This window comes from Myxococcus llanfairpwllgwyngyllgogerychwyrndrobwllllantysiliogogogochensis, from assembly GCF_006636215.1.
GTDB classification, from domain to species: Bacteria; Myxococcota; Myxococcia; order Myxococcales; family Myxococcaceae; genus Myxococcus; species Myxococcus llanfairpwllgwyngyllgogerychwyrndrobwllllantysiliogogogochensis.
Genome location: NZ_VIFM01000540.1, coordinates 1 through 1,251 on the forward strand (window position 1 = coordinate 1; position 1,251 = coordinate 1,251).

At 69.6% G+C, this 1,251-nt stretch carries 1 protein-coding gene and 1 pseudogene; both read left to right on the forward strand.

All coding sequences use genetic code 11. From position 1 onward, the window contains the following. Positions 1-676, forward strand: a pseudogene (locus tag FJV41_RS49170) (ornithine cyclodeaminase family protein); the annotation flags it as partial. Positions 677-774: 98 nt separating this feature from the next. Then, the coding region (locus tag FJV41_RS49175; RefSeq protein ID WP_220137972.1) for a condensation domain-containing protein at positions 775-1,251 on the forward strand (477 nt) is incomplete at its 3' end.

Below are 1,251 nucleotides of genomic sequence, written 5' to 3' on the forward strand. Positions count from 1 at the left end.
GGTGGGGTGCGGGGCGCAGGCCGTCACGCAGCTGCACGCGTTGTCCCGCGTGTGGCCCGTGGAGCGGGTGCTTGCCTTTGACGTGGACGCGGCGGTGCAGCGCTCCTTTCCCAAGCGGGTGGGGTTCCTGGGGTTGGATGTTCGCGCGGCGCCACGGGAGGCGGTGGAGGCGGAGGCGGACATCCTGTGCACGGTGACGTCCGTGGGGGTGGGTGAAGGGCCGGTGCTGGAGGACGGGCGATTGCGGCCGTGGGTGCACGTCAACGCGGTGGGCTCGGACCTGCCGGGGAAGGTGGAGCTGCCTCGCTCGCTGCTGGAGCGCAGCCTGGTGTGCCCGGACTTCCTTCCCCAGGCGCTCGTCGAAGGGGAGTGCCAGCAGCTCCGGCCCGAGCAGATTGGGCCGGGCATCATCGAGGTCGTGCAGCATCCCGAGCGCTACGAGGACTGGCGCAAGCGGTCCACGGTGTTCGACTCCACGGGTTTCTCGCTGGAGGACGAGGCGGTGACGCGTGTCCTCACGGAGCTGGCCCGGCGATATGGGCTGGGCATGGACGTGGAGCTGGAGTGCCTCGCGGGGGATGCGATGGACCCGTATGACCTGCTCCTGCCGGAGCGCGGGGTCGAGCCAGGTCAGGGTGAGCCGGGTGACTCCCGGCACAAGTTCCGCGTGGCCTGACGCACGCATCCGGTCTCTTCCTCTCATTGCCTCTCACGCGGGAGTCCCGCAGCCCGGTCACCGGTGTCACGGGGCTTCACGAGGACCCGAGGAGCACCATGTCGCAGAGCGAGCAGTCCACCCGCACGAAGGTGGAGCGAGCGGGGCGTCGGCCTCCGTTGGTGCACCAGCCGCACGGTGGCGTGGTGGAGCAGTCCTTCGCGCAGCAGCGACTGTGGTTCCTCGCGCAGCTCGACCCGGATGGGTCCGCCTACAACGCTCCCTTCGCCGCGAGGCTGAAAGGGCGGCTGGACGTTGGAGCGCTGGAGGAGGCGTTCCTCGAGGTGGTGAGGCGACACGAGTCACTGCGGACGACGTTCGGCGAAGTGGACGGCCGGCCGGTGCAGCGAATCCACGAGGCGGTGGAGTTCAGCCTGCGCGTGGAGGAGGTGAAGGAAGGGGACGTGAAGGCGCGAGTGGAGGAGGAGGCGCGCGGGCCGTTCGACCTGGAGCGAGGGCCGCTGCTGAGGGCGAAGGTGCTGAAGGTGGGGGAGGCGGAGCACGTGTTGGTGTGGGTGGTGCATCACATCGTGTTC